Annotated in this window: 24 protein-coding genes and 1 pseudogene; 12 read left to right on the top strand and 13 right to left on the bottom strand. The window is 37.5% G+C overall.

Features of this window, described 5'->3' with window-relative positions:
• Positions 1 to 12 precede the first annotated feature (12 nt).
• Genes JEM45_RS06970 through JEM45_RS06960 form a run of 3 tightly spaced genes read right to left on the bottom strand, consistent with a single transcriptional unit; the run spans position 13 to position 2998 of the window.
• Positions 13 to 1068: a YkvI family membrane protein gene (locus JEM45_RS06970; protein WP_026865912.1), complete on the bottom strand. Its 1056-nt coding sequence runs from the start codon at positions 1066 to 1068 to the stop codon at positions 13 to 15.
• A gap of 14 nt (positions 1069 to 1082) precedes the next feature.
• Positions 1083 to 2189: an o-succinylbenzoate synthase gene (gene menC, locus JEM45_RS06965; protein WP_026865911.1), complete on the bottom strand. Its 1107-nt coding sequence runs from the start codon at positions 2187 to 2189 to the stop codon at positions 1083 to 1085.
• Positions 2189 to 2998, bottom strand: coding sequence for a GNAT family N-acetyltransferase (locus tag JEM45_RS06960; protein WP_198687165.1), 810 nt, complete (start codon positions 2996 to 2998; stop codon positions 2189 to 2191). The genes menC and JEM45_RS06960 overlap by 1 nt, the downstream gene beginning before the upstream one ends.
• Before the next feature lie 196 nt (positions 2999 to 3194).
• Between JEM45_RS06960 and JEM45_RS06955 the strand changes: the two genes are divergently transcribed.
• The 7 genes from JEM45_RS06955 to JEM45_RS06925 all read left to right on the top strand — a co-directional run bounded on the left by JEM45_RS06955 (position 3195) and on the right by JEM45_RS06925 (position 9317).
• Complete coding sequence (locus tag JEM45_RS06955; RefSeq protein WP_026865909.1) at positions 3195 to 3635, top strand: MarR family winged helix-turn-helix transcriptional regulator; 441 nt, start codon at positions 3195 to 3197, stop codon at positions 3633 to 3635.
• 17 nt (positions 3636 to 3652) lie between these two features.
• A complete protein-coding gene (locus JEM45_RS06950; RefSeq protein WP_026865908.1) occupies positions 3653 to 4615 on the top strand; it encodes a ring-cleaving dioxygenase in 963 nt (320 codons plus the stop codon).
• Positions 4616 to 4627: 12 nt separating this feature from the next.
• Entirely contained in the window at positions 4628 to 5521 is an 894-nt protein-coding gene (locus tag JEM45_RS06945) for a VOC family protein (RefSeq protein WP_026865907.1), read from the top strand.
• A gap of 11 nt (positions 5522 to 5532) precedes the next feature.
• Positions 5533 to 6147 carry a flavin reductase family protein gene (locus JEM45_RS06940; RefSeq protein WP_166626318.1) on the top strand — a complete coding sequence of 205 codons (615 nt, stop codon included), beginning with the start codon at positions 5533 to 5535 and terminating at the stop codon, positions 6145 to 6147.
• A 19-nt stretch (positions 6148 to 6166) separates the two neighbouring features.
• Positions 6167 to 6760, top strand: a complete 594-nt coding sequence (locus JEM45_RS06935) for an alpha/beta hydrolase (protein ID WP_026865905.1) — start codon at positions 6167 to 6169, stop codon at positions 6758 to 6760.
• A gap of 96 nt (positions 6761 to 6856) precedes the next feature.
• A complete protein-coding gene (locus tag JEM45_RS06930; RefSeq protein ID WP_026865904.1) occupies positions 6857 to 7564 on the top strand; it encodes a gamma-glutamyl-gamma-aminobutyrate hydrolase family protein in 708 nt (235 codons plus the stop codon).
• An 85-nt stretch (positions 7565 to 7649) separates the two neighbouring features.
• Positions 7650 to 9317: an ABC transporter substrate-binding protein gene (locus JEM45_RS06925; RefSeq protein WP_026865903.1), complete on the top strand. Its 1668-nt coding sequence runs from the start codon at positions 7650 to 7652 to the stop codon at positions 9315 to 9317.
• Positions 9318 to 9334: 17 nt separating this feature from the next.
• Here the strand turns inward: JEM45_RS06925 and JEM45_RS06920 are convergent, their stop codons facing one another.
• A complete protein-coding gene (locus JEM45_RS06920; protein ID WP_026865902.1) occupies positions 9335 to 10012 on the bottom strand; it encodes a phosphatase PAP2 family protein in 678 nt (225 codons plus the stop codon).
• Between the two features lie 128 nt (positions 10013 to 10140).
• Here JEM45_RS06920 and JEM45_RS06915 point away from each other — a divergent pair, with 128 nt between their 5' ends.
• A complete protein-coding gene (locus JEM45_RS06915) occupies positions 10141 to 10899 on the top strand; it encodes a hypothetical protein (protein WP_035855298.1) in 759 nt (252 codons plus the stop codon).
• Between the two features lie 50 nt (positions 10900 to 10949).
• Here the strand turns inward: JEM45_RS06915 and JEM45_RS06910 are convergent, their stop codons facing one another.
• Positions 10950 to 11522, bottom strand: a complete 573-nt coding sequence (locus JEM45_RS06910) for a thymidine kinase (RefSeq protein ID WP_026865900.1) — start codon at positions 11520 to 11522, stop codon at positions 10950 to 10952.
• A gap of 119 nt (positions 11523 to 11641) precedes the next feature.
• Here JEM45_RS06910 and JEM45_RS06905 point away from each other — a divergent pair, with 119 nt between their 5' ends.
• Positions 11642 to 11986: a zinc ribbon domain-containing protein YjdM gene (locus JEM45_RS06905; RefSeq protein ID WP_026865899.1), complete on the top strand. Its 345-nt coding sequence runs from the start codon at positions 11642 to 11644 to the stop codon at positions 11984 to 11986.
• A 41-nt stretch (positions 11987 to 12027) separates the two neighbouring features.
• Here the strand turns inward: JEM45_RS06905 and JEM45_RS06900 are convergent.
• The 4 genes and pseudogenes from JEM45_RS06900 to JEM45_RS06885 all read right to left on the bottom strand — a co-directional run bounded on the left by JEM45_RS06900 (position 12028) and on the right by JEM45_RS06885 (position 15922).
• Positions 12028 to 12936, bottom strand: a pseudogene (locus tag JEM45_RS06900) (iron-hydroxamate ABC transporter substrate-binding protein).
• A 106-nt stretch (positions 12937 to 13042) separates the two neighbouring features.
• Positions 13043 to 14074 (bottom strand): FecCD family ABC transporter permease, encoded by a 1032-nt coding sequence (locus tag JEM45_RS06895; RefSeq protein WP_026865897.1) that lies wholly within the window; start codon positions 14072 to 14074, stop codon positions 13043 to 13045.
• On the bottom strand, positions 14071 to 15123 hold the full coding sequence (locus tag JEM45_RS06890) for a FecCD family ABC transporter permease (RefSeq protein ID WP_026865896.1): 1053 nt from the start codon (positions 15121 to 15123) through the stop codon (positions 14071 to 14073). The genes JEM45_RS06895 and JEM45_RS06890 overlap by 4 nt, the downstream gene beginning before the upstream one ends.
• On the bottom strand, positions 15116 to 15922 hold the full coding sequence (locus JEM45_RS06885) for an ABC transporter ATP-binding protein (protein WP_035855293.1): 807 nt from the start codon (positions 15920 to 15922) through the stop codon (positions 15116 to 15118). The genes JEM45_RS06890 and JEM45_RS06885 overlap by 8 nt, the downstream gene beginning before the upstream one ends.
• A gap of 259 nt (positions 15923 to 16181) precedes the next feature.
• Between JEM45_RS06885 and JEM45_RS06880 the strand changes: the two genes are divergently transcribed.
• Complete coding sequence (locus JEM45_RS06880) at positions 16182 to 17033, top strand: DUF368 domain-containing protein (RefSeq protein ID WP_235678841.1); 852 nt, start codon at positions 16182 to 16184, stop codon at positions 17031 to 17033.
• A gap of 135 nt (positions 17034 to 17168) precedes the next feature.
• On the top strand, positions 17169 to 18053 hold the full coding sequence (locus JEM45_RS06875) for a cation diffusion facilitator family transporter (protein WP_035855289.1): 885 nt from the start codon (positions 17169 to 17171) through the stop codon (positions 18051 to 18053).
• A gap of 15 nt (positions 18054 to 18068) precedes the next feature.
• On the opposite strand, the gene JEM45_RS06870 is transcribed toward JEM45_RS06875, so the two are convergent.
• Positions 18069 to 18341 (bottom strand): GNAT family N-acetyltransferase, encoded by a 273-nt coding sequence (locus tag JEM45_RS06870; RefSeq protein ID WP_035855288.1) that lies wholly within the window; start codon positions 18339 to 18341, stop codon positions 18069 to 18071.
• A 59-nt stretch (positions 18342 to 18400) separates the two neighbouring features.
• On the bottom strand, positions 18401 to 19315 hold the full coding sequence (locus JEM45_RS06865) for a LysR family transcriptional regulator (protein WP_026865891.1): 915 nt from the start codon (positions 19313 to 19315) through the stop codon (positions 18401 to 18403).
• Between the two features lie 320 nt (positions 19316 to 19635).
• Between JEM45_RS06865 and JEM45_RS06860 the strand changes: the two genes are divergently transcribed.
• Positions 19636 to 20778 carry a globin domain-containing protein gene (locus JEM45_RS06860; RefSeq protein WP_026865888.1) on the top strand — a complete coding sequence of 381 codons (1143 nt, stop codon included), beginning with the start codon at positions 19636 to 19638 and terminating at the stop codon, positions 20776 to 20778.
• Between the two features lie 63 nt (positions 20779 to 20841).
• On the opposite strand, the gene JEM45_RS06855 is transcribed toward JEM45_RS06860, so the two are convergent.
• Together JEM45_RS06855 and JEM45_RS06850 are read right to left on the bottom strand one after the other, a co-directional pair.
• Entirely contained in the window at positions 20842 to 21303 is a 462-nt protein-coding gene (locus JEM45_RS06855; RefSeq protein ID WP_026865887.1) for a hypothetical protein, read from the bottom strand.
• 10 nt (positions 21304 to 21313) lie between these two features.
• A complete protein-coding gene (locus JEM45_RS06850; RefSeq protein ID WP_235678840.1) occupies positions 21314 to 22654 on the bottom strand; it encodes a PepSY-associated TM helix domain-containing protein in 1341 nt (446 codons plus the stop codon).
• Positions 22655 to 22717 lie beyond the last annotated feature (63 nt).

Here is a 22717-nt window from a genome sequence, read left to right as displayed (position 1 = left end):
AAGATACCTCCATTAAGATTCATTTGTTTTAGGTTTTCGAAACCAAGCGACGAGCGCTAGGATAATCAGTGCAAAACCAAGATAACCCATGAGTGAATACACACTACTTACTAGGTTTGTAAAGCCAACAAGGCTTGCAATGAAACCTATAATTCCTATGATTATAACAGCTGGATTAAATGCCTTACTCTCTGGAGCGAAGAAACGGACAGTGAATGAGTAGAACATACCGACTGCAGTATTATACATCATACCAAGTAAGGCAATCGCAGTTAATATACCAACGACTGGATTAATCTCTGTAGCGAGTTTTAGGGTTGGCATATCCGAACCAGCTACCACATCAATTCTTGCTAACATACCTGTGTGGATTAGGATGATTAAAAATCCTAAAATTGCCCCACCAATAATTCCGCCTAAACCAGCAACTTTTTTGTCTTTAATGTTCCCCGTCATAATTATAAGTAGGGCAGCACCAGCGGCTAAGTTATAAGAGACGTATAAAAAGGCGCTTAGTAGCCAATTTGATGCTGCAGGTGCTTGGGTTCTTGCGATTTCATCCGCTTCAGAAAAAGTGATGTTCATTGTTAAAATTGAATAGACAACAATAATTAAGATAACTGCAATTAAATAAGGTGTAATTGATGCAATGATACCTATTATTTTATTAGTATCTAACAGTAGGGTAAGAATTGTTAACACAACCATTATGATGCTCCCTACCATCGTATTAATTCCAAGGACTTGTTCAAAAGTCGAGCCAGAACCTGCGAACATTACGACTGCCACACCAAATAGGAAAAAAGTGATGATAATATCTAGAACTGGACCGATATACTTACCACCAATGTAATAAAGTACAGCTCTGTGGGATTTTGCTTGCAATTTAGTCCCTAATTGAGCGAATGTGTAACCTAAAAATATAAAGAGTAGGCCGGTGACTATAGCACCGACTGTTCCCCATAAACCAAAGCTTGTAAAATATTGCATCACCTCTTGTCCGGAAGCGAAACCAGCACCGACAATCAACCCGACGAAGGCACTACCTATTTGGAAGCTCTTTTTCATATTTGTCTCCCCTTTTATTTAAACTCTTTTTTATTTACTGTAAATTGATCCACCGCTTCTAGATTTACTTCATAACCTATACCAGGATTTGTAGGCACAACAATAACACCATCTTCAGACACGACTTCAGGTTCGATGATATCCTTATCCCAGTAACGGCTAGAGCTTGCAGTATCTCCTGGTAAAGTGAAGTTAGATAAGGTCGTTAACGCCACGTTATGTGCGCGGCCAACACCTGACTCTAGCATGCCACCACACCAGACTGGGATGTTATGTGACTGACAGTAGTCGTGAATTTTAACCGCTTCAGTTAAACCACCCACTCGACCAATTTTAATGTTAATAATTTTTGTGCTACCGAGCTCAACAGCCTTACGCGCATCTTCTAAGGAATGGATACTTTCATCTAAACAAATCGGTGTTTTTAATTGTTTTTGTAAAGTTGCATGGTCAATGATGTCATCCGATGCTAGAGGCTGTTCAATCATCATTAAATCAAAGGCATCCAGTTCTTGTAGTAAATGTGCATCTTCAAGACTGTATGCAGAGTTAGCATCTGCCATAATTGCCGTATTTGGAAATTCTTGACGTAGTGTACGCATGACGTCAACATCCCAGTCTGGCTTAATTTTTACCTTAATTCGTTTATAACCTTCATCAACGAAACCTCTCACAATTTCAACCAGTGATTCTATAGAATCTTGAATTCCGATACTTATTCCGACGTCAATTGTTTCTCTTGTTCCTCCAAGCGCTTCTGCTAATGATTGATTGTTTTGACGCGCATAGACATCCCAGATTGCGCCCTCTAGCGCTGCTTTTGCCATATTGTTCTTTCTAATTGGAGAGAATATTTCACTAACTTCATCTGGATGGTTAATTTCTTGATTTAAAATTAGTGGAATTAAATAATCTTCTAACATATGCCAGTTTGTTTTGACTGTTTCCTCACTATAAAGTGGTGCATAAAATGCAACAGTTTCTCCCCAACCTGTTGTACCATCATCAGCAGTTGCTTCGACCAAAATAAACGCTCTATTTTTAAATGTGCCAAAACTTGTTGTAAACGGCGCTTTCATTTCCATTTCCATCAATCTTAATGTAACTTTTTCTATTTTCATTATTTATATGCCTCCAAATTTAATGATGTTATAGGTACAAAAATATAAGTCGCAGTATCATCTTCTGGGTAAAGATGTACTGCGGCATAACCAGCTTTAAAAAGCGCTTGGAATATTTCCCTTGTCTTTAAACGCCAGTTTAAGGCGATTGTTGAATCGATCTTCTTTACATGTTGAAAATCCTTAGGTACTTTCACGCCATATACGGGTTCAGTTAATGTCTGCTGTGACACACGACTAAAGCTTGGTACACCATCTTTTATAGATACCTCATTTAAGACGAGCGCATCATCTAAGCTAGGAGCCTGGAAAGACCGTCTATGCTCACTCGATAAAAACCAGTGAACTTCAAAACAGTCTGAAGGGAGCCCCTTATTTATTCCATCTGTCATTTTGCCGTATGCGTTCTCCATGTACACATTAACGATGCCACCAAGTTTAGATAGGTTTAAATAAGCATTCCTTGTTTCTAAGGGATCAAAAGTCCAGTGCATTTCAGCATAGCCCTTTTTAAGAGCACTCTTTGCTTGAGCTTCCTTAAGTTGTTGACCAATACGTTTAGAACGATAGCTTTCATCAATCCCAAGCATATGTGAACATAAATAGGTAAATCCATCTTTAAAGCCTGCGAATCCATAACTAAAGCCAATTATCTTTTCATTATCAAAAGCCCCTATTACGATCCCGCCGTTTTTAACGGCCGTTAAAGTCTGGTGCATTGGTAAGGGAGTCATACCCCAGATGCTTTTTTCAAGCTCGCCTATTTTTTCTATTTCTTCTAATGTGGTTAACTCTTTGATCTCTATCATCATAGACCCTCTTTGAAACAATTTTTTACTAACAATAGCACAACACTTATCTTAATTCAATAAATATTCAGACTAATCAATACATTTTATTATTAGAAATCGAAATAAAGTCCTTGATTTTTCTATTTCTAACTAATACAATATAAAAAGATTAAATTTAATATATTCAAATTAGAAATATAAGGAGGTGCCGCTAGTGAATCAAAATGAAGCTCGGATTAAAGCATTTACTGTTCTCATCAAATCATCTCAATCTGTTCAAAAGCTAATCAAGCAAGATTTTTTAAAGAAAGAGATTAACTTAAATGAATACGCTGTTCTGGAATTGCTCTACCATAAAGGAGATCAAGCGATTCAATCGATTGGGAAAAGGATTCTCATGGGTAGCGGGAGCATCACTTACGTTATCGACAAATTAGAAGAAAGAGGCTTTTTGTATCGGCAACCTTGTCCAGAAGACAGAAGAAAAATGTTTGCTTGCATCACGGATGAAGGTAAAGCATATATGAGAGCAAGAGTTGTAGAACAAGAAGCGGTTATCAATAAAGTGTTTGAAGAATTAGACGATGAAGAAATCGATACTGCAATCGATTTGTTTAAGCGCATCGGCATACACGCAGAAAGCTTACTTAACTAATAATTGGAGGAATTATAATGACTAAAACAGATTTAAAAGGTATTCACCATGTCACTGCAATGACAAATAACGCGATGAGAAACTATGACTTTATGACAGAAGTTCTCGGTATGAGATTGGTTAAGAAGACCGTTAACCAAGATGACATTCAAACTTATCATACATTCTTTGCGGATGATGTAGGTTCACCAGGAACAGACATGACATTCTTCGACTTCCCGAACAACCCAAGAGGTTCAAGAGGCACGAATGCAATTTCAAGAACAGGATTCAGAGTACCAAATGATGCTGCGCTTGAATACTATTTAGAACGTTTTGAAGAAAAAGGTGTAAAACACGACGGAATTCAAGAGTTATTCGGTAAAAAAGTCTTACCGTTTGAAGAAGAAGACGGTCAACGTTATCAACTCTTCTCTGATGAAAAAAATCAAGGTGTAGAACCAGGACAACCTTGGAAAAATGGACCTGTTCCAGAAGACAAAGCAATTTACGGCTTAGGTCCAATAGAAATTACAGTATCTTATTACGATGACTTCAAAAAAGTATTACAAGATATTTATGGTATGAAACCAGTACTTGAAGAAGAAAATGTGACTTTACTGGATGTTGGCGAGGGTGGAAACGGCGGCCAAGTTATTTTACGTAAAGACCAAGGTGTTGAAGGCAGACAAGGCTACGGTGAGGTCCACCACGTGTCATTTAGAGTAGAAGATCAAGCAGCTCTAGAAGAATGGGAGAAAAAATATCGTACGATGGGTATTGGAAACTCTGGTTTAGTGGATCGCTTCTACTTCGGTGCTCTTTATGCGCGTATCGGGCATATCTTAATTGAATTATCTACTGATGGCCCTGGATTCATGGATGATGAACCGTACGAAACACTTGGTGAAAGCTTAGCATTACCACCATTCTTAGAGCCAAAACGTGAGCAAATCGAAGCTCAAATAAGACCATTTGATACCACGAGATCAAAAAAATAAAGGAGGCGGACCATGGAAGCTATTAAGAGAATACACCATATCACTGCTATTGTTGGAGACCCAAATGAAAACATCAAATTTTACAGAGACGTACTCGGTTTAAGATTAGTAAAACAAACCGTTAACTTTGATGATCCAGGTGTTTATCATTTATATTTTGGAGATGAAGATGGGAATCCAGGAACAATCATTACTTTCTTTAACTGGATCGTTGACCGTCCAGGCTTAAAAGGTAGCGGACAGGTTGGACGTATTGCCTTTAGAATTCCTAAAGGTACTATGGGTGATTGGCAGAAGCATCTAAATGACTTAGATATCAAGACTCAAATTACACAGTTATTCGATAAGGATACCTTAGAATTCGATGATGTGCATGGTCTTGAATTAGCTTTAGTAGAAGGTAATGATGAATCTGACAACAAAGCTATTATCGGTTTCCATGGAGCAGTACTCTTATCCAGTCACCCTGAAGCAACGAATGAATTATTAACTAGTGGACTAGGTTTAACACCAATTCAAACACAGGGGCAAAGTTATCACTTTGAAACCGTCGGTAGTGAAAAACACCACGTTATAACGGCGTTACCACCAAGCCCGAGAGGGCGTTTCGGAATTGGTACAGTACATCATATCGCATGGTCTGTACCGAATTTAGAGACATTAAAAGAATGGCAAAGCTTTATTCAAAGTCAGGAGCTAGGTGTCACCGAAGTGAGAGATAGAAAATACTTTAAGTCTGTTTATACAAGTGAATTTGGTTATATTGTATTCGAATTTGCTACGGATGAGCCTGGTTTTGCTGTTGATGAAGATAAGAAAGACCTAGGAACATCATTACAATTACCGCCTCAATATGAACATCGTAGAGAAGAATATGAACGTACCTTGCCAAAACTAGATTTATAAGGAGTATCGTAATGTATAACTTCAAAGCTTCAGACCTCTCGATAAAAGAACAAAACAAAATACTGATTGGCGCTATTGGGCCGAGACCGATTGCACTCGTTGTAAGTCAATCTGCAGATGAGATAATCAACCTTGCCCCCTTTAGTTATTTTAATATCGTTTCTTATAAGCCTGCGATTTTATCAGTTTCTGTGCAACGGGTTAACGGAGAAATGAAAGATACAGCAAGAAACACCTTAAATAACGGTGAAGCTGTCGTGCATATTGTTGATGAAGACAATGTAGAACAGGTGAATTTAACATCAGGATCGTATGCTCCTGATGACAGTGAATTGAATCATGCAGATTTTACAACTGAAGATTCACAGACAATCAATGTACCAGGTATTAAAGAAGCTAAGGTGAAATTTGAGACAAAATTATATAACCATACTGTCATCTTTGATGGCGATGTACCAACAGCAGACTTATTGTTATTGAGTGTTCAACATTACTCACTGTCTGAACAAATTTTCGATAGAACCACGGGTTATATTGATTCATCAGCACTTCGTGCAGTCGGTCGACTTGCCGGGAGTGATTATGCAAAAATCGGTGAATTTTTCAGTATAAAAAGACCAGAATAGATAAGGAAGTGACTATATAATGGAATATATTTATAAAGAGAACCAAAAAGGTGCCCCAGTATTTGTATTGCTACACGGTACAGGTGGAACTGAGAATGACTTACTACCTTTAGCACAAGTAATGGAACCGAACTACAACGTCCTTAGTGTACGTGGTGAAGTAAAAGAAAATGGTATGAACCGTTACTTTAGACGTCTGGGCGAGGGTAATTATGACTGGGATGATTTAGAGAAACGTTCTGAAGACCTAGTGAACTTTATCGAAGGAAAAGCAGCAGAATATGAATTTTCTACAAATGATGTCATTTTTGTTGGCTTCTCTAACGGCTCAAATATTGCGATTCACATGATGTTAAATCATCCAGATAAGTTTAAAAAAGCAATGTTATTTGCACCGTTATATCCTAAAAATATTGAAACCAAAATTGACTTTAGTCAGGCAGAAGTATTCCTTTCATTAGGTAAGGGAGATCCTATTGTACCAGAGACTGAGAGTGAACATGTTATCGATATATTCAAGAATAATAACGCCGATGTAACGTCGATTTGGGTCAATGGACACAGTTTACCGGGTGAAGCGGTAGAAGCTGGTCAACAATGGATAAATAGATAAGCTTAAAGACAGCTCAAGATGAGCTGTCTTTATTTTCCTTATAAAAATTTAAAAACTCTGATAATATTTAACATAAGAAATCTAAGGGGGATATTTATGAGTTTACCTGTAATTGGTGTGACAACTTTTGTTAGCGAAGACCAGCTAAGATTACCTGAATCGTATAGTATTGCTATAGCAAATGAAGGCGGAGTGCCAATCATTTTACCTAAGGTGGAAAACGATGCGTTAATCAAAGCGCAAATTCAATCATTAGATGCATTAGTTTTATCCGGAGGGGATGATGTTGATCCTGAATTTTTTGGAGAAGCACCTCATCAAAAAATGGGAGCGATTGAACCTGGTAGAGACGCCTATGAAATGAAGCTAATAGATTTTGCACTAGATGCCAATATCCCGATTCTTGGCATTTGTAGAGGCGCTCAAGTACTAACAATTCATCAAGGTGGAACTATCTATCAAGATTTATATTCACAAGTCGGTGAAGGGACATATAAACATAACCAAGAGGTTCCCAAAAATTATTTGACCCATAAAGTTTCTATAAAGGAGAATACGAAGCTACATAGTATTTTAGGTCAGACAAAAGTGAAAACAAATAGTTTTCATCATCAGGCAGTGAAAACTATTCCAGACCATTTTGAAATTACTGCAAAGACAAGTGATGGAATTATAGAAGCAGTTGAAAGTAAGTCATATAATTTTCTAATAGGGGTGCAATGGCATCCTGAAGGGACCTATTTAGTAGATGAATACTCACAGAAAATATTTGCTGCCTTGGTAAAAGCTGCAGCTAAGAATTAACAGAATAATCATTCAATTTATTGAAATTTCGAATTCCGACAGGTATAATTTTATGAAAGCGCGTACATTAATAAGGGGGATGTTTATGCAAAAGAAGTTATGGTTTTTTATGTTGTTTACCATGATTTTACTATTGGTAGCTTGTACGGATGATAGTGATGTTGATGAGGCAGAGAGTGGTGAATCAAGTGGTGAGGGTGGAAACGACCTAGTGATTGGGATGATCAATGAAGCAGTTTCTCTAGACCCACATGTGTCGAACGACATACCATCCGCACAGCTTAGAACACAAATTTTTGATACCTTGGTTCAACAAAATGTTGATATGGAATTTGAAGAAGGTTTGGCGAGTTCATTTGAACAAGATGGAAACGAATGGACATTGGAGCTAAAAGATGGGGTCACATTCCACAATGGATCAGATTTTACAGCTGAAGACGTTGAAGCGACTCTAGACAGAGTGATGGATCCATCGGTTGGGTCCTCTGTAGCGTTCATGTTTGAAATGATTAACGACATTGAAATTGTTGATGATCATACTGTCATCTTTACGACAGATTATCCGTTCACTCCGCTACCGAGTCACTTAGCCCACAATACAGCAGGTATATTGAGTAAGGAAGTTATAGATGAAGATTACCAAAATGCCTTAGACCAAGCTGAATCGGATGTGACTTTAGAAGAATATTATGAGTTACGTGAAGCAGGTGGAGAAGAGTTTGAAGCTGTTTCTGAAGAAATCGGTGAACACGTAGGGGCCATAATTTCTGAAAAACCAGATGGTACTGGGCACTTAAAACTACAAAATCGAGATCCCGGTAATGAAATTGTTTTAGAGAAATTTGAGGATTTTCATGGTGGTGAAAGAGAATTTGATACGGTAACTTACCGTGTAATTCCTGAAAACTCAGCACGTCTAGCAGAATTAGAAACAGGTGGTATTGGTATTACGGATAACGTTGATACAGAATCTATGGACCGTGTAAGAGAGCATGAAGAAACAAATATTATCGATCAAGATAGTCTATCGATGACATATGTTGCATTTAACTACGATAAAGAACCGTTTGATGATGAGAATGTAAGAAAGGCAATTTCCCATGCGATTGACCGTGAACAGATTATAAACGGTGTTTTGAATGAGCGAGGGATCCATGCAAAAAATCATATTTCACCTTCAGTGTTTGCACACAATGAGGAAATGGAAGAAGTATCCTATGATTTAGACTTAGCGAAAGAGTATATGGCTGAGTCGAGTGTACCTGACGGTTTTGAAACGGTTATATGGACATCTGATTCTGAACAGAACAGAGACATTGCCTTAGTCATTCAAGAGTCTCTCGGAGAACTAGGGATTGAGGTTGCAATTGAACAGTACGAACACGGCGCATTCTTAGAGATGGCAAACCAAGGTACACATGATATGTTCATGTTACAGTGGATTACTGTAACTGGTGACCCTAACTACGGTCTATATCCGATGTTCCACACTGATTCTGTCGGCTCTGGTAACAGATGGAATTACTCGAATCCAGAACTGGATAGCTATCTAGAAGCAGGACAAGAATCAACAGAAGATGAAGACCGTATTGAAGCCTATCATACAGCGCAAGAAATTCTCATGGAGGATCTCCCAATTACACCGCTTTATTATGGAGAACTTGGGATTGGTGTAAATGAAACTCTTGTTGAAGGTGTAGAATTAGACCCAGTTGGTATTGTTAGAATTGAAAATGTTACTTTCCCAGAATAAAATGAGGTCCATCTAGATTAATTTCTAGATGGACTTTTATCTTCTATAGAATGTTGTGCTAAATAGTTAATTAACTTTGGACTATATTTGAAGTACAAACTAAGAGATAAGGTAATGATGAAGATACCGAATGTTAGACCTGCAAGGACGTCTGTTGGAAAATGGACACCAAGAAATATTCTTGAAGTCATAACAAATAAAATAACGCCTATCGTTATAACGCCGATCAAATACTTTTGCCAAGTATGTGTGACGAAATAAATGAGCAAGATACCTAAAAGACCAAAAAATACTGTAGAGGCAGTAGAATGACCGCTTGGAAAGCTCTCTGAAGACTCAAATGCAAGTCTGAGAAAATCAGGACGTTCTCTATCAACAAGACGCTTCATCAAACTGACAAGAAAACCAGGTCCGATAACTAGAGTGCTTGAAAACCAAAGTGCAGCAGTATACATCTTAAATAGGAATAAAAGACTAACGGTTAAAATTGAAAAAAGGATAATCGCAAAAGAACCACCAATATCAGTGAGTAAGACGATGATTTCAGCGCGTTCTGCTGTTACAAATCCTTGGATGAAATGGATTAAACTTAGGTCGAATGCTTCAGTCCAATTCAATTTTACTAGAACGCTGAAGCAAATGACTAAATATATAGTTAGAGAAATAATAGCAATAATATTTAAATGTTTATTCATGAGAGACCTCTTTAACGTAATTAACATATTATAGCAGAGTTTATTAAAAATGCTTATATTAAATCAAGTTGTTATTCAATCATGGTAAGTTTACACTTAGATTAAAATTACAGAATTGAGGAAGTGACATGATGAAGTATCGCTTTATAAGTCTATTGTTTTTATCTACCTTGATACTATCCGCATGTAGTAATCCATTTGATCAGTTAGCAGATGAGATTAACAGTTGGATTTCTGGAGATGAACCAACTGAAAAAACGACTAATGATGAACCTGATGACAATTCAACTCAGGACACTAGTTCATCAGAAACTGAAACATCTACAAATGAAGATATAGATTATATTGACTACAGCCATCTTATGAATGAAGGTGCTGCTGTCAGTTTAGACAAAGGAACGCATTCGGTTGGTTCTGATATTGAACCTGGCCGCTATAAAGTGATACCGCATGAAGAAACTAGTAGTATTTCTGTCGAAAATGCAGAAGGTAGAATAGTTGCTGGTGAGACCTTATCTGGTATTAATAACCATGAGGGACAGTATCCTGATAGTCTAGTTGTCTTTTTAGATGAAGGTTATACACTTGAGACACAGCATGACTCAGGAGTAGAACTCGAGCCTTATGAAACATCAGATATTGATGTACTCACTACTGGTTTATGGGTTGTTGGTGAAGATATTCCAGAGGGTGTTTATGATATCAATGTACCGAATACAGACAAGTATGGAAGCCTTAGTGTGTCGAATGTCGTTGACTATGAGAAGATGCAAATTATCATAGGTTCAGAGCAATATGGTGGGACTTCAGAATTTACAATATCATTTGATGATGGCGATGTGCTTAATCTGAGATACCTCCCTAATATTGAACTGGTAAAAAGATAAATGTTTCATGTGAAAAAAGCAACTGTGAATTCACAGTTGCTTTGTATTTCTTATATTAAATCTAAACGTTCTTTGTAGCATTTTCTACAAACTGGAACATATTCCTCATCACCAATTTGAATCGTTTCACCGATGTTTGTCGGAATCCCATTTTGCATTCGAAGGTTCAATGTGGCCTTCTTGTTGCAATACTGGCATACTGTCTTCAACTCATCAATTGCATCTGCTAATTCGAGCAAAGTTTTACTTCCTTCGAACAACTCATTCCTAAAGTCAGTTTTTAAACCGAAGGCAATAACAGGAATATCTAACAAGTCTGGGATATCACTGAGATTGTGAATATCTTTTTTCGATAAAAATTGTGCTTCATCAACTAAGACAGCAAAGACCTTTTCTTTTTCATGTTCTTTTTTAACTTTCTCAAAGATATCATCAGTGACGTATTCGGCATCAAGTTCGAGCCCAACACGCGATTTAATCTTATGATACCCACTTCTTGAATCAATTGGAGAAGTGAAAGCAAGACAACGTTTGCCTTGTGTAGTGTATTGATAATGTGTTGTGATAATTTGATTACTTTTATTACTCTGCATCGTACCGTAGCGATAGTAAAGTTTAGCCATAGAAATCCCCAATCTTTTCAGTATCATTATTTATAGTAACATGAATTGTATATCTTTTTGATAAGGACTTATGTATTTATGGTATCTTAAAATTAGTGATTAAATAATGGAGGAAGACCATGGAGAATACCTTACCAAATTGCCCAAATTGTAACTCGGAATACACTTATGAAGACGGTAGCCTATTTGTATGCCCAATGTGTAACCATGAATGGACTAAAGAGTCTGAAGCGGAAGCTACAGCAGCTTCAATGGTCAAAGATGCCAATGGTAACATATTAAATAATGGTGATAATGTTAGTGTGATTAAAGATTTAAAAGTTAAAGGTGCATCAAATGTAATCAAACAAGGAACAAAAGTAAAAGGTATAAAATTGGTTGATCCAGAAGATGGACATGACATTGATTGTAAAATTCCAGGATTCGGTCAACTTGGCTTGAAGTCAGAGTTTGTTAAAAAATAGATTAGAAGCTACAGAAGCCCCCTATATTAGGGGGCTTCTGTTTATTTATTTAATTCTTCTGCGTAGATTTCTAGAAGATATTCAAGAGTGGTTGGATCACTATAACTCGTTTTTGCAGTATCAATTTCAATGACTCTACCTTCCTTAACAGCTGGTATTGACTGCCATACTTCATCTTCAGTAAATGACATATCAGTGTCTTCACCACGACTTAAAACAATGTAATCACCGGCATATTCAGATAAAACTTCTTGAGAGATCTCATGGTAGCCTTCTTCAGATACAGCTTCTTCAACATTTTCAGGCATATTTAAATCCATCGCTTGGAAGAGAATTTCTGTTCCTCTACCCCATGCTTCACCAAAGATATAGAAGTTGGTACCATTTGTCTCGAACATTGTGACAGTCACATCTTCACCGTGTTTTTCTTTGATTTCTTTACCTATCTAAGATGCACGACTCTCAAAGTCCTCTGCCCATTCACGTGCTTCATCTTCTTTACCTAGAATTTTTCCAATTTCAATTTGTTGTTCTAAGTAGTCAAGTTCTCCCCAAGTAAAGACAACAGTTGGTGCAATTTTCTCTAACTCTTCAAGGTTTTGCATGTTTGTTCCAGCTATGATTAGATCTGGTTCAACTGCTAAGACACTTTCAGGATCTTCTTCAGTAATTTGTGTAACATCTGCAAGGTCTTCAGTGAATAAAGGATTTGCTTTTGACCATTGGTCAACGCCTACTAAGTCACCATCTAATGAAAGGACATTCGGTCCATAAGTTAAGGCAGCAATACGTTTAGGATTCTTAGGGATTTCTACTGGGCCGGATTCAGATTCATATGTAACTGTTTCTGAAGATGAGTCTTCACTATCAGCTGAGGAATTGTCTTCGGATTCTTCACCTTGACTGGAACAAGCGGCTAAAACAAGGACAAAAGTTAATGCAAAAAACATACTAAATAATCTCTTCATAACATACTCTCCTTCTAATTGATAATTATTATCAATTGATGTTTTTTATTTAATCCGGTAGCAGTGAAGCTACCGGATGGAATTACCGTTAATCATTGAGTTTTGCTAATAAGTACAAGAAGTAAGGGGCACCAATTATGGCAACCACTACACCTGTAGGTATTTCAGCTGGTTGTAAGATCACCCGGCCGATTGTATCAGCGGCAAGTACTAGAACTCCGCCAATCAGGGCGCTGATAGGTAAAACATAACGATATGCCTCACCAACTATACGGCGGGTCATATGTGGTGCAATGAGTCCTACGAAACCAATACCCCCACTAACAGAAACACTAGCGGCTGCTAAGCCAACTGCAGCAGCGAGCAAGGTACGACGTTCCTTTTCAAGGTTCATACCGAGACTGACAGCTGTAGAGTCACCTAAGTTCATTACATCTAATACTTTCGCTTTAAAGTAAACGTATGGCATTAAAACAATGAGCCAAGGTAAGAGTGCAAAAACAAAGTTCCAACTTGAACCCCAAATGCTACCTGCAAGCCAGGTGGCAACAAAGTCGTACGTTTTAGGATCGATTTTTAACGTGAGAACGATCATTAAAGCACTAATACCTGCTGCAACTGCTACCCCGACTAGAATCAATCGTATCGGTGATATCCCCTCATCTTTTTTGTAAGAGAAGGCGTAGATCGTCACTGCAGTTAACCCTGCTCCTATGAAGGCGACGATTGGCATTAAGAAGACAGATCCACCGACTTCAGTTGAGAAATACGTTACAAAAAGCGTTATAGCTAAACCAGCACCCGCATTAATCCCGATAATACCAGGGTCAGCTAGTGGGTTCTTAACAACACCTTGGAGCACTGCACCTGACATCGCTAGTCCCATGCCAATTAGAACAGCAATGACAATACGTGGTAATCTGAATTCAAAAAGCAATAGTTCATCTGTGGCTTCGCCTTGACCAAATACTGTCTTGATAACAGTGAGTGGGTCTATTTTCATTACACCAGTGTTTAGGCTGACTACAAACAAGACAATGAGTATCACAACTAAAGATATTCCGACAAATACAGCCTTTTTCTGTCTCTTGATTAATCCAGCTGTCTTTTGTGACATCATAATTCCTTACCTCCTTTACGTGCTAAGTAGAGGAAGAAAGGTACACCGATTAGTGAGATTAAGGCACCAATTGGAATTTCGAAAGGTGCATTTAATGTACGAGCTAATAGGTCTGCAACAACAACCAAGACCGCTCCAACCACTGCACTCACTGGGATAATCCAGCGGTAATCATAACCAACAATTTTACGTGTTAGATGTGGCACAATCAGTCCAACAAAGCTCACTGCACCAACTACCGATACCGCAAGTCCTGCAAGGACAACAATAACTAAGATACTGATCAGCTTAGTTCTAACTGTACGCTCCCCAAGACTCACTGCAACTTCTTCACCTAAACTTAGAATCGTTATTGACCGTGATATACGCATAGCAATGAATATCATAATGATAACGATAGGCGTTATAACTATAAGATGTTCCCATTTCGTGCTAGAAACACCGCCGGCATACCAAAAGGCCATGTCTTGACCAACATTAAAGTAGAGCGCGATTCCTTCACTTAGAGCAGTTAATAATGCCGTTACAGCTGCCCCAGCTAAGACGAGTCTGATTGGTGTTAAACCATTTTTACTTAGTGACCCGACACCATATACAATAGAGGCACCGAGAGCTGCACCGAAAAATGATAATAATACTGTATATACATATGGCATACCAGGGAAGAAACTGAAGCTGATTGCAAGCATCATTACAGCACCAGCATTCAAGCCGAGTAAACCAGAGTCTGCTAATGGGTTTCTTGTCATTCCTTGCATTAGAGCACCTGCAACACTAAATGCTGCACCGACTAAGGCAGCTCCAATAATTCTAGGGAAACGTAGCTCACGAATGATTTGATGCTGTGTAACACCAGTATCAAAATTAAAAAAAGCATTATATATCGTCGAAAGATTTATATCAGCAGCGCCTAAAGATATAGACAAGATAAAACTAAAGCATAAAAAAACGAGTCCCGAGATAATAATGATTGTGCCACGAATTGGTTTTGCAGTCTTCTTAACAGCCTTGACCTGAGCCTTACTTTCTATAGTTGCATTTTTAGCCATGGCTGTCTTCCTGTTTACTTATATGGTAAGAAGTGAAGACTGGGTGCCCACTGTAAGGGCATGATTGAAACTCTGCTTCTATATTAAAGAGTGTTCTTAAATGCCCCTTCGTCATTACTTCTTCCGGTGTGCCTTTAGTGATTAGGTCACCATCTTTCATTGCAATCATATAGTCGGAAAAACGTGATGCAAGGTTTAAATCGTGTAAGACCATAACAATTGTACGGTTTTCTTCTTCGTTCAATCGCTTTAATAGGAGTAGTATTTCTAGTTGATGTGCAAGATCTAAATATGTAGTTGGTTCATCAAGTACTAAAGTATCAGTACCTTGTGCAAGTGACATTGCAATCCATGCACGTTGCCTTTGACCACCCGACATATCACTAATTTGGCGGTCCTTAAATTCATTTAAGCCTGTAACATCTATTGCCCAATGAATATGTTCATAATCTTCTTTACTCAGCGAACCCATCGCTTTTCTATAAGGGAAACGACCATAAGAAACTAATTCAAATACCGACAAACCACCTGGTGATTCAGCTGTTTGCGGCAATATTGCCATTTTCTTGGCGATTTCTCTCGTATCCAAGGTGTTAATCGCTTTCCCATCTAAAAAAATCGCCCCACTTTCGGCCTTTAGAATTCTGGAGACAGTTTTAATTAAAGTAGATTTTCCACAACCATTTGGACCAATTATTGTCGTTATCTTATTTTTAGGTATAGTCACACTAAAATCTTCGATGACTGAACGGTTCTGGTACCCGACTTGTATATTTTGCACTTCTAATGCATCTGACATGGTTATGCCTCATTTCCATTTCTCATTGAGAATCATTATCACTTTGAAATCTTATGACATAATGAGCAATATGTCAATTAAAATTGTGTTTTCAAGGTCTATTGAGAATATACAATTTTGTGACAAAGATACACTAGACTATAAAAAAATATTATTATATCACCTATCATTACAAAATAATGCTCACCGTTACTCCATTTACTAAGTAAATAGTCCTTAATTTATGGCTGATGTGCTAAAATATTGAGAGTGAAAAATTATGAATGGAATTGATAATATGTTTAAGTGGTCGAACCTTCCAAAAGGATTCTTGATGGGTATAGTTGAACTTGTACCAGGTGTGAGTAGCGGTACAATGGCACTATTACTTGGTATTTATGATCAATTTTTAGGTGCACTCAGTCGGTTAGTTTCTAAATTTTATAAAAATTCGATTGGTTTTCTTTTACCGATAGTAATCGGTATGGCTCTTGCAATTTTATCAGTGTCATCTCTTTTGAATTATTTATTACAGAGCCATACCATACCGACACATTGGTTTTTCATGGGAATGGTGTTAGGAGTCATTCCGATGTTACTTAGAATATCTAATGCAAAAGTAGAATTTAAAATACCGCACTATATATTAATAATTATTGGAATAGCAGTACTTTTCTTTATGTCTTTAGCTAATACTTCTGCATCAGATCTGTCTTCAATACCAACGGATGCAGTGAATCTAATTAAATACTTCTTTTCAGGTGTTTTAGCTGCTGCAATTATGCTATTACCAGGTATCTCAGGATCCTTAGTATTATTAATCATCGGTGTATATCCGATTATTATATTTGCTATAGATGAATTTACTTCATTTAATTTCTATGTTCTTCCTGTCTTATTGTCTACAGGGGTTGGTATTATTGTAGGAATACTACTAGGTAGCCGGCTCATCGCATATTTACTTAGACGTTTTACTTATCTAACGTATGCTGGAATCGTGGGGCTGTTATTTGGCTCGCTTTTTGCAATTTACCCTGGGCTACCGACAAATATAATGATGTGGATAGTGTCTATAGTAGTATTTATATTAGGTTGCTATATCAGCTACGTGTTTGGTAAATACAATGAATAAAAAAGAAATAGTCTAAGCTTTAGTTTAGGGCGTTCTAAAAATAAATTTCAACTAATATAAAGTCCACCATAGCCATTGAACTTTTGATTGAATCAGTGCATAATGAGTTTCTATTAAAGATTAGGAGCGATTATATTGGGGGATTTAAATAATCTTAAAGTGGCTCAAAATGGTGCATATTTAAGCATCGGCGTTTATATCATTCTTGCTTTAGTGAAATTTTATTTCGGTACAATTTATGATTCTGCAGCAGTTCGTGCCGATGGTTTAAATAACTTAACAGATATATTAGCTTCTATTGCAGTACTGGTTGGCTTAAAGGTTTCGATAAAACCCCCAGATGATAACCATCCTTATGGTCACTTGAAATCAGAGAATATTGCGGCTTTAGTTGTTTCATTTATTATTATGTTTGTGGGCTTACAGGTATTAATCGAAAACATACCAGCAATCTTTCAACCGGCATCAGAGCCACCACATCCAGTAGTAATCATTGTAAGTATCATATCTGGTTTGATTATGATGGTTGTGTTCTTTATTAATAATCGCTTGGCTAAAAAAGCAAAAAGTGTTTCATTGAGGTCAGCAGCCATGGATAATCTGTCTGATGGCATGATCAGTATCGGTACTGCTATAGGACTTGTCTTAACCCAAGTGGGTCTACCTATCGCTGACGTCATTATTGCATCCATACTCGGACTAATGATTATGTATACAGGTTATACTATCTTTAGAGATTCTATTTTTGCTTTGAGTGATGGCTATAAAGAAACGGATTTAATGGAACATAAAGAAGATATTTTAGAAGTTACTGGGGTTAGAGAAGTGAAGTCTATCAAAGGCCGTTACCATGGTAGCAGTATCTTTTTAGATGTCACAATTATTGTAGACCCTGATATTACAGTGACTGAAGCACATCATATTTGTGACAAGGTTGAAAATCACATGCATGCTAAGGGCATCATGTCTTTATACGTGCATCCAGAACCAAATCTTGAGACAGAAAACTCAGCACCTTAATCGGTGCTGAGTTTTTTACTTGCTAATGACATCTTCATATTTGTCTGGATGTTGATTAAAGCGTTTTGCGACGAACGGACATTTACCAATGAGTTTCAGATTGTTGTCTCTGGCATAATCTGCAGCGTGGTCCAATAACACATCTCCTAAGCCTTGGCCACGGAGTGACTCATCGACGACTACGCTGTCTATCGTATACACATTACCATCTACGGTATAGGATAAGTAACCGTCAGGATTTGAAGCATCACCAAAATAGAACTGATTGTTCTCGTGTTTAATTTCCATTTTTATTCCCCCAACTTTAATTGTTACTTCTATATACCCTTAAATTTATTAACTATCCATTAATGTATATCATAGTTGTCGATAGCAGCATGAAGTTCTTCTAAGTAATGCTTTGCAATACGACTTAAAACTGCTTTGTTGTTGGTTACTGTACCAATAGTGATTTCATCATCAACATCAAGTGGCACTGGGATAATATCTGTACCGTTTAACTCTTCACTGAGTATGCCGCTTGAGATAGTATAACCATTTAGACCAATCATACAATTAAAAATTGTCGCTCTATCACTGACTAGAATATTTTTAGGGCTATCAAGTGTACTGAGTATTTCCTCGGAAAAGTAAAAGGAGTTATGGTCACCTTGATCAAATGATAGACGGGGATAAGCTTGTAAGTCCTCTAAGGTAACCTTATCCTTTGCTGCTAACGGGTTATTTCTACTTATAAAAACGTGAGGTTTTGTAGTGAATAAGACCTCAAAAGTTAAGTGATTTTCTTTTAAGAGTTGAGTAAGAATTTTTTCGTTAAATTTATTCATATACATGACACCAATCTCACTCTTTAAGTCTTTGACGTCATCGATGATTTCGTAAGTTCTCGTTTCTCTTAGAGAGAACTGGTACTTATCTCCCCCGTGATGCTCTATTGTTTTTACCATTGCATCAACAGAAAAAGAATAATGCTGAGTCGACACACTGAGTAGTTGTTCTTGGTGAGGCGTATTTAAATATTTGTTTTCTAAAAGATCGACCTGTTCAACCACTTGTCTGGCATAGCTGAGGAACTCAGCACCATCTGAGCTCAGTGTAATTCCTGTTGAAGTGCGTTTTAAAATTGTGAGACCCATTTCCTTCTCCAGCTCTTTTATAGATTTAGATAAGGTCGGCTGCGAAATGTACAGTTGCTTGGCGGCTTCGTTCAATGAACCTGCTTTTACGACAGCGATTAGATATTTGAGTTGTTGGATAGTCATAGTATCTCCTTTTTATATAGATAAAAGCTATAACATGTAATGAATTTAATAAGGTAGTCTATATCATACAACCATATCGGCATTTAAACAATTAGACTTGCCAAGTAAGTTTTGCTCGACGTGAATATAAAAATGAGTTGATTTAATTTCCTAGGACGCGAATCATACGCCTAATCATGCCTATTTTCAATAAGCCATAGTAATTGTCAATAAATTTCCATATTTATGTGAATAAATTAACAATAATTACCGAGAAGCGTTGAAATAATTGAAAAAGTAAAACATAATGGTAGTAAGTTAATCATACAAGGAGTGTCATTATGTTAAATCAAGAAGAAATTCAAACGATTCATAGCACAGTGCCATTATTACAAGATAAGGGTGTAGAAATTACAACTAAATTCTATAAAAGAATGTTCGAAAACCACCCTGAACTTAGAGATATGTTTAATCAACCTAACCATAAACAGGGTTTGCAGTCGACTGCACTAGCAGCATCTGTAGTTGCTGCAGCACAACATATTGAAGATTTAACACCGATTGTACCTGTTGTTATGCCAATCGCTCATAAGCATTGTGGACTTCAAGTTTTCCCGGAACACTATCCAATCGTTGGCGAAAACTTATTGGCAGCAATATCCGAAGTCACTGGCTTAGATATGGATGATCCAGTAATTCAAACATGGGGCAAAGCCTACGGTGAGATTGCAGATGCCTTTATCGGTATAGAAAAAGAAATATACGCTATTATGGCTTGGGAAGGCTTTAAACCATTTGAAGTATTAGCTGTTCGAGATGAAACTGACATTATTAAATCATTTACAGTAAAATCTGACGCAATCAATGATATTCCATATCAAGCAGGACAGTACATCACTGTTGATGTAAAAGTCCCAGAACTACCTTATAGAGCGAAACGTCATTATTCAATTGTAGATGTACAAGATGGTAGACTGACATTTGCAGTAAGAAAAGAAGAACTTGATGGTATTCGCGGGGAAGTATCGACTTTCTTACATGAACAAATTAAAGCAGGCGATACAATTAATATCTCTGCACCAGTTGGTGTATTTGGAGTTGAAAACGAAGATGCGCCGCAGTTGTTTATTGGTTCAGGTATCGGCGTAACACCGTTATTCCCTATGTTCCGTCAAGCAGCAGAAAAGACGAATGATGTTCAATTCTTACAAGTATCAGACAATAGTGACAACATTGCATTCGAAGTTGAATTAGCAAATATTGCTACTAAAAATAACGTAGAACTTCACAATCATCTACGCGATAAAGATGGTTACCTGTTTAAAGAAAACCTTGAGCAATATTTAAAAGAGAATCAAGAAGTGTATGTATGTGGTGGTGTAACATTCATTCAATCTATTGTTAAGGAATTAGAAAAAGCAGGTGTAGATTCAGAACATATTCACTATGAGCTATTTGTTCCTAGATTGAGTACACCAGTCTAAATTACAAATAAAAAGGTGAGCGTATCTTTGATATGCTCACCTTTTTTTGTGTCATTTAATATTTTAGTGGTGACTGTGTCCACCGGCACTATCATCATTTTGGTATTCCTGTAAAAATACTTCTTCAAACATATCGAGCTCACCAACCGTGAAAAATTTAATTGGTGATGCATCTAAGTGATCCGTTTTGACATTTAGGGTAAGAAGGTAAAGACCATCCCTTGGAATTTCAACATCAGCTGTATAATGATCGTCTACTTTTTTGACTTCATATTCTTCATTCCATACTTCTGCCTCTTTAGCTGGTCGACTGAAGAGGGTGATGTCAGCATCTTCAACTGGTTGACCATTCTCTAAGATGTGAATATTTACGCGTCCTTCTGTCTCTGATTCGGTAATTTCTGACGTATCGATAACGATAACGGAATTATCTAGATTGTTGTACTTATCGTGTGTACTCTGATCGACTATGGAACAACCACTTAAGAATAGGACAGAGAATATTAAAAAAATATATTTAGCCATAAGCCTCTCCTTAATAGTTCAACCAAGAACGAATTTTTTCATTTCGTCTAAGAATCAGACGATCGACAATAAAGATAACAATTAACGATAGACCAACTAAGGGGAAGATAATACCGAGTGCGATTAAGGTGAAGAAGATTCCCTTGTATTCAACGACACTTGCAGATTTAGGTGCCCCACTTTTATTTTTAGGTTTTCTCTTCCACCACATGTAAACGCCAGTAATAACCATGGCTATTAGACCCAAACAGATGACGAGACCAAGCACTTGGTTTACAATGCCAAATTCATGACCTTTGTGTACCGTAATCATCGTTGCCATTATCTTTCCTAACGGTCCGTAGTTATCGTAACGATAGTCAGCAATGACATCACCTGTGTATTGGTCGATATGAATTGTTGCTTCATCTCTTGCTTGGTCAGGAAAGACCGATAAGGTAAAGACCCCTTCTTCTGAAGCGGGGTAGAATATATCGTAGCTAGGATCTACACCTGTACTATCAGCGGTTTCAATGATTTGATCTAAAGAGAGTTGTCTAAAGCCAGATTCCTGGTCTGAATTTTGCACAGGCATTTTTTCAGCTGCCCAGGATACTTCAGCAATATCTTCTGTAACAGTATCAGATTCAGGCGCTGGACCTGTCCAAATGGATGGTGGATAGCCTGAGCCTGAAGCTGTGACGATTTGTTGGACACCATTCCCCCAAAAACCGGTCCACAAGAGTCCGGAGAATAAGAAAAATAGCAGTCCAATAGAAAGCCATGCAGCAGGAACTGCATGAAAATCACGTAAACGAATACGCCCCTGCTTATTAAAACGAATTGTGAATACGCCCTTGATTTTTTCCTTAGTTCTAGGGAACCATAAGAATAAACCAGAGATAATCATAATAATCGTCCAACAAGCAACGAGTTCTACGATTCTATCTCCAATTGTCCCTGCGCTCAGCTCACCATGTAAGGCCTCTAAGATATCCATTGGGCGATTCGCATCCTCAATCATTCCGAGGACCTGTCTATTATATGGATTGACGAAGACAGTGACCGCGGTACCATCAGTTTGAGTGACACCGACCTCTACTGATCGGTTTTCATCTTCACCAGGTCGGTAACGCGTGACGTCCCCACCCCCTGCATAACCTTCAGCAGTAAAGGCAAGATCAGATGGAGGTAATCGTTCTCCATCTTCAGCAGCTTCTACATAATAATAATCTTGGTATATGTAGTTCTCAATATTATCTTTAAACAAATATAGCGCACCAGTTGCTGCAAGGAATATTAAAAATGGTGCTATAATGATGCCGGCAAATAAATGCCATCTCCAAATAAGAGGATATGATTTCTTATTCAAGGCTTTCCCTCCTGTCATCTCACTCATATATTATGGATGGAAAATCAAATTTTGTATATGTAC

The organism is Jeotgalicoccus sp. ATCC 8456 (genome assembly GCF_016313225.1).
Lineage (GTDB): Bacteria > Bacillota > Bacilli > Staphylococcales > Salinicoccaceae > Jeotgalicoccus > Jeotgalicoccus marinus.
The sequence above is the reverse complement of the archived record's forward strand: the minus strand, read 5'-3'. Positions and strand labels throughout refer to the sequence as shown.

Coding starts and splice junctions, on each gene's coding strand:
- JEM45_RS06950 (WP_026865908.1), top strand. CDS start 3,653: ATGACTAAAACAGATTTAAAAGGTATTCACCATGTCACTGCAATGACA.
- JEM45_RS06865 (WP_026865891.1), bottom strand. CDS start 19,315: ATGACTATCCAACAACTCAAATATCTAATCGCTGTCGTAAAAGCAGGT.
- JEM45_RS06910 (WP_026865900.1), bottom strand. CDS start 11,522: ATGGCTAAACTTTACTATCGCTACGGTACGATGCAGAGTAATAAAAGT.
- JEM45_RS06905 (WP_026865899.1), top strand. CDS start 11,642: ATGGAGAATACCTTACCAAATTGCCCAAATTGTAACTCGGAATACACT.
- JEM45_RS06860 (WP_026865888.1), top strand. CDS start 19,636: ATGTTAAATCAAGAAGAAATTCAAACGATTCATAGCACAGTGCCATTA.
- JEM45_RS06945 (WP_026865907.1), top strand. CDS start 4,628: ATGGAAGCTATTAAGAGAATACACCATATCACTGCTATTGTTGGAGAC.
- JEM45_RS06970 (WP_026865912.1), bottom strand. CDS start 1,068: ATGAAAAAGAGCTTCCAAATAGGTAGTGCCTTCGTCGGGTTGATTGTC.
- JEM45_RS06920 (WP_026865902.1), bottom strand. CDS start 10,012: ATGAATAAACATTTAAATATTATTGCTATTATTTCTCTAACTATATAT.
- JEM45_RS06925 (WP_026865903.1), top strand. CDS start 7,650: ATGCAAAAGAAGTTATGGTTTTTTATGTTGTTTACCATGATTTTACTA.
- JEM45_RS06855 (WP_026865887.1), bottom strand. CDS start 21,303: ATGGCTAAATATATTTTTTTAATATTCTCTGTCCTATTCTTAAGTGGT.
- JEM45_RS06935 (WP_026865905.1), top strand. CDS start 6,167: ATGGAATATATTTATAAAGAGAACCAAAAAGGTGCCCCAGTATTTGTA.
- JEM45_RS06930 (WP_026865904.1), top strand. CDS start 6,857: ATGAGTTTACCTGTAATTGGTGTGACAACTTTTGTTAGCGAAGACCAG.
- JEM45_RS06890 (WP_026865896.1), bottom strand. CDS start 15,123: ATGGCTAAAAATGCAACTATAGAAAGTAAGGCTCAGGTCAAGGCTGTT.
- JEM45_RS06940 (WP_166626318.1), top strand. CDS start 5,533: ATGTATAACTTCAAAGCTTCAGACCTCTCGATAAAAGAACAAAACAAA.
- JEM45_RS06870 (WP_035855288.1), bottom strand. CDS start 18,341: ATGGAAATTAAACACGAGAACAATCAGTTCTATTTTGGTGATGCTTCA.
- JEM45_RS06960 (WP_198687165.1), bottom strand. CDS start 2,998: ATGATAGAGATCAAAGAGTTAACCACATTAGAAGAAATAGAAAAAATA.
- JEM45_RS06880 (WP_235678841.1), top strand. CDS start 16,182: ATGAATGGAATTGATAATATGTTTAAGTGGTCGAACCTTCCAAAAGGA.
- JEM45_RS06895 (WP_026865897.1), bottom strand. CDS start 14,074: ATGATGTCACAAAAGACAGCTGGATTAATCAAGAGACAGAAAAAGGCT.
- JEM45_RS06915 (WP_035855298.1), top strand. CDS start 10,141: ATGATGAAGTATCGCTTTATAAGTCTATTGTTTTTATCTACCTTGATA.
- menC (WP_026865911.1), bottom strand. CDS start 2,189: ATGAAAATAGAAAAAGTTACATTAAGATTGATGGAAATGGAAATGAAA.
- JEM45_RS06885 (WP_035855293.1), bottom strand. CDS start 15,922: ATGTCAGATGCATTAGAAGTGCAAAATATACAAGTCGGGTACCAGAAC.